This is a genomic window from Chitinophaga sp. NPDC101104, assembly GCF_050277495.1.
In the GTDB taxonomy this organism is placed as follows: Bacteria; Bacteroidota; Bacteroidia; order Chitinophagales; family Chitinophagaceae; genus Chitinophaga.
Genome location: NZ_JBNNSF010000003.1, coordinates 463,236 through 471,205 on the forward strand (window position 1 = coordinate 463,236; position 7,970 = coordinate 471,205).

General features: G+C 54.7%; 5 protein-coding genes. 3 read left to right on the top strand and 2 right to left on the bottom strand.

Annotated elements, in window-relative coordinates:
* Positions 1-116 precede the first annotated feature (116 nt).
* Positions 117-1,439, bottom strand: a complete 1,323-nt coding sequence (locus tag ACQKLP_RS23690) for a gluconate:H+ symporter (protein WP_427325468.1) — start codon at positions 1,437-1,439, stop codon at positions 117-119.
* A 155-nt stretch (positions 1,440-1,594) separates the two neighbouring features.
* Complete coding sequence (locus ACQKLP_RS23695; RefSeq protein ID WP_427325470.1) at positions 1,595-4,189, bottom strand: M1 family aminopeptidase; 2,595 nt, start codon at positions 4,187-4,189, stop codon at positions 1,595-1,597.
* Positions 4,190-4,314: 125 nt separating this feature from the next.
* Here ACQKLP_RS23695 and ACQKLP_RS23700 point away from each other — a divergent pair, with 125 nt between their 5' ends.
* From ACQKLP_RS23700 to truA, 3 genes are all read left to right on the top strand, one after another.
* On the top strand, positions 4,315-4,821 hold the full coding sequence (locus ACQKLP_RS23700; protein ID WP_427325472.1) for a biotin/lipoyl-containing protein: 507 nt from the start codon (positions 4,315-4,317) through the stop codon (positions 4,819-4,821).
* 20 nt (positions 4,822-4,841) lie between these two features.
* A complete protein-coding gene (locus ACQKLP_RS23705) occupies positions 4,842-6,407 on the top strand; it encodes a DUF4476 domain-containing protein (RefSeq protein WP_427325474.1) in 1,566 nt (521 codons plus the stop codon).
* 84 nt (positions 6,408-6,491) lie between these two features.
* Positions 6,492-7,244, top strand: a complete 753-nt coding sequence (truA, locus tag ACQKLP_RS23710) for a tRNA pseudouridine(38-40) synthase TruA (protein ID WP_427325476.1) — start codon at positions 6,492-6,494, stop codon at positions 7,242-7,244.
* Positions 7,245-7,970: the final 726 nt, after the last annotated feature.

Here is a 7,970-nt window from a genome sequence, read left to right on the forward strand (position 1 = left end):
GCGGAATGACGGATATCATCCATTTTTATTCATTTTCAGAAGGTATCTATACCAGCAATAAAAACTGAACAATATGGCAACACTTTTCCTGCTTATACTTGCAGCCATCCCCGGGCTTACAGGAATTGTTGTAAAACCAGCACGCCGATGAGCCCGCAGACGGACACGATCGTTTCCATGACCGACCAGGTGGCAAAGGTTTGTTTGAGCGTCAGGTTGAAATATTCCTTGAAGAGCCAGAACCCGCCATCGTTCACATGGCTGAACATGAGGCTGCCCGCCCCGATGGAAAGCACCATCAGCTCCGGATGCACCTGCTGTTGCTGAATAATGGGGAGGAGAATGCCAACCGTGGTCAGGCCCGCTACCGTAGCCGATCCTACGCAAACGCGGATCGCCGCGGCAATGAGCCAGCCCAGTACCAGCGGGGATACGGAAATCCCTTGCATCGACTGCCCGATGTAAGTATTGATACCGCCATCCTTGATCACCTGCATGAAAACCCCGCTGCCCGCAATGATGAGCATGATCGGCGCCACGTCCTTGAACGCCGTCTCAAGCGATTTCATAAGCGCTTTCATAGGCGTGCCGCGGCGGAGGCCCAGTAAGTAAATAGCCGCCAGCAGGGAAAGCAGCATCGCGATATTCGGATCGCCGATGAGCGACACCGCCGGGCGAAGCACACTGTCCGCCGCGAGGAAGGGGTCCACCGCCGTGGTAATGGTGAGGAGGATGAGGGGAAGCAACGCTGTAAATAGGCTGATGCCCAGTCCGGGAAGCGCATCGTCCGGCCGCTGCTCGATCTGGATCAGTCCCTGTTCGGGCGTCACCTCCATTTTACGGAGCGTCCTGCCGAAAAGGGGGCCGGCAATGGCGATGGTTGGTATGGCGATGATCAGGCCGTACACGAGTGTTTTGCCCAGGTCGGCCCCCAGTTGCTGGCTGATCGCCGTGGGAGAAGGATGCGGTGGCAAGAAGCCGTGCGCGGTGGAGAGCGCCGAGATCATGGGGATGCCGATATAGAGCAGCGGCAGCCGCGTGGAAAGCCCCGTGGCAAAGATGAGCGGCACCACGATCACGAAGCCCGCCGTATAAAACATGGGAATGCCCACCAGCAGCCCTGCCAGCGCCATGCCCCACTGGATATGACGGATACCGAAAATCCGCACCATCGAGGAGGTAATACGCTGCGCCGCGCCGCTGTCGGCCACCAGTTTGCCCAGCATGGCGCCGAATCCCAGGATGGTAACCAGCGAGCCCAGCGTGGAACCGATCCCGCCGGTGATCGACTTTCCGATGGCAGGCCCGTTGAGCCCGCACGCCAGCGCCAGGAAAATGCTGACGATGATAAAAGAGATGAAAGTATCGAGCTTGACCCACATGATCAGCGCGATCAATAGGAGAATGGACAGTACGACGAGCAATAAGGGCGATAGCATGGACAGTGGAATTTATTCCCCTGAAGATAGCAAAGCCGGTTTAGAAATAACATAAAAAAAGCAGCTCCCCGTGGTGGAGGAGCTGCTGAAAAGGATATCGGGACCGGAATGAGCGGTGCAACGGTGGCCAATCCAGGCCCTCCCGCCGTTAACCGTTATTGTTCTTCCTTCGTCTGTTCTTTTATTTTCTGAGCGGTCTGCAGGATGTGGGTCGCCTGTTTGCTGAGCTCGTTGCGGAGCTCGCCGGTAGTAGCGGCGGCGGCCTTTTCCTGTTTTTTCTTGGCGAGCGGCTGCATCAGGTTGATGATGTAGTTGTTCACCCAGCTGTTGTTGAATTGCGTGATGGCGTCGTACACATCGGTCACGCCTTTGTTGACAAGGGCGGTATTGTCGATCTGCCCGAGGATGCCAAGGTACAGGATGGCTGCGCCGATCTTGTCCTGGCCGGTGCTGTTCGCGAGGTTGGTAGCGAAGTAGGGCACATCTGCCTCGCTGCCGTTCTGGGCGTATACGTTCGCGATAGCAGTGCCCAGTCCGCCGCGGGCGTCCTTTTCCATGGTTTTGGCAAGGGCGTAGGCTTTCTTTACGTCGAGATCGGCGAGGCCCACGAGTCCGGCGCCTTCCACGAGATAGGAGCGGTCTTTCAGCGCGTTTTCGAAGAGGCTAGCGTATTGCGGGTCCTTCAGTTTGCTGAGCTGCTTCAGCGAAGCGGCACGAACCGGGGACGCGGGATCGTTTTTCGCAAGGTCGGTCAGTACCGGGATGGCAGCGGTTTTCACATCGCTGTTGTCCATCTTCAGGCCGGAAATGGCGAGGGCGCGCAGGCCTGCGTACTTATCGCGCAGGGCGGCGATCACGATGGCGCGAGCGTCTGCGTTGCCGGTCTGTTGTTTCAGGCACTCTTCGATCGCTTCGCGGCGGTCGCGGTAGGTTGTGGCGTTTTTATACTGGAACACGTACGTAGCCAGGTTACGGCGGTCGGTTTTCTCGAGAATGAGGATTTTGTCGCCGTCCACATTCACGAAATCAGGCTTGCTGCTCACCGGGAAGCTGAAATTGCTCGTTTTTTCGGTGATGCGCACGTTATGCCGGGTCTTCTTTCCGCCTTCGTACACGTCGATCGCGATGGGCAGATCGAAGATCTTCTCGCCTTTCTGCTCGATGGTTACGCCCGCGAAGCCGGACTTGCTGTAGTCATAGGAGATATCGAGCGTAGGGTAACCCTGGCCGAAATACCACTGGTTGAAGAACCAGTTGAGGTCCTGCCCGGTCACCTCTTCTGCCGCGAGGCGGAAGTGATGGGCTTCTGTCGCCTTGAAAGCGTTGGTTTTCAGGTAGAGGCCCATGGCTTTGAAGAACGCGTCGTCGCCCATGTAATTGCGGAGCATATGGAGGATGCGACCGCCTTTCTGGTAGGTAACGGCGTCGAACATGTCTTCCTGGCTGTGGTAATGGAAGCGAACGAGGTGACGGTCGCCACGGTATTGCGCGGATTCCATGTAGTTATGCATGGCCGCATACCCGTGCTCGTCTGCTGCGTCTTTGCCGAACTTGTGCTCGAACCAGAGGTATTCGCTATAGTCGGCAAAAGATTCGTTCATGGTGAGGTTGCTCCATGATTCGCAGGTGGCGAGGTCGCCGAACCAGTGGTGGAACAGCTCGTGCGCGATCACGGATTCGCCGAGGCGATCGTCATCGTCCAGCAATTCGCGGTCGGTTTTCTGCACGAAATCGCCGTGAACGGTAGCCGTGGTGTTTTCCATGGCGCCGGACACATAGTCGCGCACTACTACCTGGCTGTATTTCACCCAGGGATAGTCGTACCCTACGAGTTTGGAGAAGAAGGTCATCATTTCGGGCGTGTTGCCGAAAATAGCCTTGGCGTGGGGAGCGTACTCCTTTTCTACGTAGTAGTTCACCTCTTTCCCGCGCCAGCTGTCTTTCACAACGGCGAAGTCTCCCACCGCCATCATGAAGAGGTAAGGGGCGTGGGGGAGCTCCATGCGCCAGGTGTCCGTGCGGGTGCCGTTGGCGTTGGGCTTCTGGCTTACCAGTTTACCATTGGAGAGGGTGACGTACTTTTTATCGACCGTCATGGAAATCTCCGAAGTGGTGCGCTGGTTGGTTTTGTCGATGGTGGGGAACCACGCGGAAGAGGCTTCGGTTTCGCCCTGTGTCCAGATCTGCGTAGGTTTGTTGGGCTCGGTGCCGTCGGGATTGATGAAATAAAGCCCCTTGGCATCGGTGATCGCCTCGCTGCCTTCGACTTTCAGTTCGTCGGGCTTGGCGGTGTAATCGATATAAACAATATAGGAATCGTTGCTGCTGTAAGTTTTGTTCAGTTTGACGCGGATCTCCTTTCCGTCGTATACATACTGAAGCGGCGTGCTGCGCGCGGTTTTGAGAAGCCCGTCGGAAGGGAATTTCGCGACGGATGCGCCTGCCGGCTGAACCAGGGTTACGGAGCGGATGTCCATACCTTTGGCATCCAGTGTCAGGCTGTCGGTCGGGTAAAAGTGGGGTTTAAGGGTCAGCCAGGCCTTGCCGATCAGGTGGCGCTTGGCGTAGTCGAAACGTACGTCGAGTTTCGTGTGGACTACATTGTTGATTTTGGTGGGGGACGCCCGGTAGATGCTGAGCTGCGGGTCCTCTTTTTCCGCCGCGCTTTGCGCGAAAGCGGGAGCGTAGATGCCCAGCATGGCTACCCCGGCCATCAGGAGAGCCGGAATGTTCTTAGTTGGTAAATACATGCAAAACGATTTGTTCAAAAATAAGCGCCCTCGGGGAGGGCAGGGGTCAAATTTAAACAAATGGCCCAAAAACGACGCAAGCGGTTAAAATTGTTATTTTTGTACAGATAGGACATGTTATTTATATGATCAAAGCTACCGTAAACGGCCGCAAGCCGTATGAAATAAATCTTTCCGGCGCCGATGGCAGGCCGGAGTGCGACGGGAAGCCCGTATCCTGGTCTGCCGAGCCCCTGCCTTCGGGCGGGTTCAGCGTGCTGGTGGACGGGAAGAGCTTCGTTGCCGAAGTAGTGGGGACGGACCGTTCGGAGAAAACCGTCACCCTTCGCATCGGCCAGTCCGTATACGAAGTGGGGCTCGAGGGGCCGATGGACCGCCTCCTCGCATCCATGGGGCTTACCCAGGCTGCCGCCAGGAAGGTGAACGATATCAAGGCGCCCATGCCCGGCATGGTGCTGAAAATACTCGTGGAGCCAGGGCAGACCATCAAAAAAGGCGATCCGGTACTCATCCTGGAAGCCATGAAGATGGAAAACGTATTCAAATCCACTGCAGACGCGGTGGTGAAAGAGATCAGGGTCACTGAGCGGAAGGCCGTCGAAAAAGGCGAAGTGCTCATCGTGCTGGAATAATATTTGTATCAGTCATCATTATGCAATCAATCAAACTAAAACTGTTGTATCTGGCGTGCTGCCTGTTCATCGCAACGGGCCTGGCCGCGCAGGATGCGTCGTATTTTGTATATATACAGCACGAAAAGCAGCAGCCTTTCTACGTCAAACTCGACGGGAAACTGCTCAGCTCCTCCGTGAAAGGGTATGTGATCCTTCCCAAAATGGAAGCCGGTAAAGTGCCGGTTACCATCGGTTTTCCCAAAGGAGAAGCTCCCGAACAGCAATTCACCATCCGCCTCGCCGGTAACCGCGATTACGGGTACCTGCTCAAAAATAGCGGAGACCAGGAATGGGCGCTGTACGACCTTCAAACCTTCGCTTCCCTCAAATCGGCCGGTGCCGGCGGCGCTCAACCCGCCGAAAAGCCCGCTGAATCGGAAGCGGTGGCCGTAACCCGCATTTCCAGCGATAGCGCAACGCCCGAACAGAAGGAGCTGATCAATAACGTGCAGGCCGACGTGGAGGCCGCTTTGGCGAAAAAGAAAGCGGAAGAAAAGGCTGCCGGGGAACAACCCACCGAAGAAACCTCAGCCCCGAAGGCGGAAATGCCTGCCGATACAACCCCCGTTGTTGCGCAAACCGCTCCGAAGGCCGATCCGAAAAAGAAAAACAGCTTCGCAGAATCGTTGGATAAGGTCGTGACGGATGATCGCCCCGCTGAGATGAATCTCCCGAAACCCAAGCCAGCTGCCGCTACTGAAGCACCTGTAGATGTATCGGCCCCCGTTGCTGAGCCCGAAAAGCCTGCCAAAAAGCGGAAAAAAGGCCAGCGCGATCCGCTGACCGAGGAGGAAAAGGAATTGCTCGGCTCCGTAATGGAAGAGGAAAAACGTGCTGCGGCCGACGAAGCCCTCAAGGAAGCAGAGGCTGCCGCCACCGGTGAATCCGTGAAAGAGGCGCCAAAAGAAGCGGCCAAAGAACAGCCGGTAGAAGAAAAAGCGCCGGAAGAAAAACCGAAAAAAGCGAAAAAGAAGAAAGGAGGCTCCGAGCCGGAATTCATAGATTTCGGGGAAGCCCCGGCTGCCACGCCTGCTGCTACACCTGCCGCCACTGTGCCGGAACCGGTGCCGGCTGAAGAAGAGGGGACCAGCGTGAAAGACGCCCGCGAAGCCCGCCGCCAGCAAAAGAAAGCGGCCCGTGAAGCGGCCGACCGGGAAGCCCTCTCGCGCGACAGCCTCGCAAACGTAGGCTGGCACGACGCTGCACCGGAATCGAAGGAAAAGAAATCCGATCTGAAAATGGTGAACAGCGATTGCCCGAAAGTCCTGGAAACAGAGGCCTTCCGCAAACTGCTGCGCACCATGAACAGCCGGAAAACGGACGCGGACATGGTCGATGCCTTCCGGAAAGGCACCCGCAACACCTGCGTAAGTACCGAGCAGGTGAGGGCCCTCGCCCAGCTTATCTCGTCCGACGAAAACCGCTACCAGCTGATGGATGCGGCTTACGCGCGGACGTACGATTCCGACAATTTCTCCAAATTGTCCGATCTGCTGAGCGATAATTACTATAAGAATCGTTTCAAGGCGATGTTGAAACGGTAAACGATAAAAAAAGCGAATGCCAAATGGTGAATGGATGCGTCCGTTCACCATTTGTCGTTTTAAAAATGCCTACTTTCGCGCATCATGGCCAGGTATTTTATCGAAGTAGCTTATATGGGCGCCCGTTTCAGCGGGTTCCAGGTGCAGGAAAACACCTTGACGGTGCAGTCGGAAATCGACCACGGCATCAGCGTGCTCATGCGCGAGCGGGTGGAAACGACGGGTTCCAGCCGTACGGATGCGGGTGTGCACGCCCGGCAGAATTTCCTGCACTTCGATATGGAGCAGCCGCTCCATCCGCAGTTCGTATATAAGATGAACGCGATTTTGCCGCCGGATATCGTGGTGAAAGGGGTGTACCCGGTGGCGGACGAGCTCCACAGCCGCTTTGCGGCCACGGGGCGTTCTTACGAATACACGTTGTATACTTCGAAAGACCCGTTCCTGCGCGATCGTGGCTATTTCTTCCCTTATCGGCTGAACATGGACCTGTTGCAGGAAGCGGCTGCGGTGTTGATGGAATACCGTGATTTTACTACGTTTTCGAAGCGGAATACCCAGGTGAAAACGTTCAATTGTACGATCCGTGAGTCTGTCTGGAAGCAGGAAGGCGAGCGTATAGTCTATAACGTGAGTGCGAACCGTTTTCTTCGCGGGATGGTGCGTGGGATGGTGGGGACGATGCTGCGTGTGGGCCGGGAGCGGATTTCGCTGGATGCGTTCAGGGTTGCGATCGAAAGCAGGGATTGTACGCTGGCTGATTTTGCGGTGCCGCCGCAGGGTTTATGTTTGATGGAAGTGCAGTATCCAGAGGGTTCGTTTGGAAAAAGTTTGTAGCTGGAAGGCTTGCCTATGGCTGTTTCTGTGTTTTTCTTCGGAAAACGGTCGAAAAACATTTGGAAAGACGGAATAAAACACGCTACCTTTGCGACCCGTTAACGCGGAAAACAACAAGTTCTTTACGAGGCGCCTTTACGGATGTATCTGTTTGAAAATCAAGCTGGATGCGGATTGCAGGATGAGAGATGAATATCTTCGGACGGCATGAAAAAAAAGTGAAGGAATAATTTGGTCGAAAGAAAAAACTTTCGCTATCTTTGCGCCCCCAACAACAACGAAATACTTCAGTTCTTTACATCGTTTTTTATAGTCCACCGGATCGCTGAAAGGCAAGATGGTAAAGGTTTTCAGAAGAAACCGATCATCGAAGAAAGATGAAAATTTTCTTCGAAAAAATTTGGACGGAATGAAAAACATCTCTACCTTTGCACTCCCATCGAAACAGGGTGGTTCACGAAGAAAGTTCTTGAGCAGCAAATTGCAATGAATGATATTGGCTTTAGGCCTGCAGGTTCGCAACCTGGATATCGCCCACGAGTAGTTCACCGTTCACTGCAGTAATTGCAGCGATGGTGGAACGAAAGATCTTTGAAAGTTTGGAAACAACAGCACGTTACAGGAATGTAACAAAACACAGGTAATGTTAGCGACAACATTAAATTGAAACGTCTGATTTTCGAGAGAAAATTTAGTCAGTTCAAACAACTTCTTTACAATGGAGAG

What these genes read in the sequence shown, in the direction of transcription:
- ACQKLP_RS23690 (WP_427325468.1), bottom strand. Translation starts at nt 1,439, where the DNA reads ATGCTATCGCCCTTATTGCTCGTCGTACTGTCCATTCTCCTATTGATC.
- ACQKLP_RS23695 (WP_427325470.1), bottom strand. Translation starts at nt 4,189, where the DNA reads ATGTATTTACCAACTAAGAACATTCCGGCTCTCCTGATGGCCGGGGTA.
- ACQKLP_RS23700 (WP_427325472.1), top strand. Translation starts at nt 4,315, where the DNA reads ATGATCAAAGCTACCGTAAACGGCCGCAAGCCGTATGAAATAAATCTT.
- ACQKLP_RS23705 (WP_427325474.1), top strand. Translation starts at nt 4,842, where the DNA reads ATGCAATCAATCAAACTAAAACTGTTGTATCTGGCGTGCTGCCTGTTC.
- truA (WP_427325476.1), top strand. Translation starts at nt 6,492, where the DNA reads ATGGCCAGGTATTTTATCGAAGTAGCTTATATGGGCGCCCGTTTCAGC.